The organism is Adlercreutzia sp. DFI.6.23, from assembly GCF_024462535.1.
Classification (GTDB): Bacteria; Actinomycetota; Coriobacteriia; order Coriobacteriales; family Eggerthellaceae; genus Adlercreutzia; species Adlercreutzia rubneri.
On the sequence record NZ_JANGBP010000867.1, the window covers coordinates 1 to 255 of the forward strand.

Below are 255 nucleotides of genomic sequence, written 5' to 3' on the forward strand. Positions count from 1 at the left end.
ATCGCCCGGCGCTACGGCATGAACCGGCACACGGTGGCCAAGTACTGGAAGGCCGGCGGCCAGGTGGAGGACGCGCGCAGGTGCCGCCCGAGCGGGCTGGACCGCCACAGGGAGGTCATAGAGGCCACGGCGCAGCTGCCCGGCGCGACCAAGCGCGGCATCTACGAGTACCTGATCGACCGCTGCTACGCCGGCGAGGAGCCGCCGGCCTACAACACGCTCACCAAGTGGATGCGCCGCAACGGCATCGAGTGC

At 70.6% G+C, this 255-nt stretch carries 1 pseudogene; it reads left to right on the forward strand.

Going from position 1 to position 255, the window contains the following annotated elements:
* Window positions 1-255: pseudogene (locus NE591_RS15815) on the forward strand (IS21 family transposase); the annotation flags it as partial.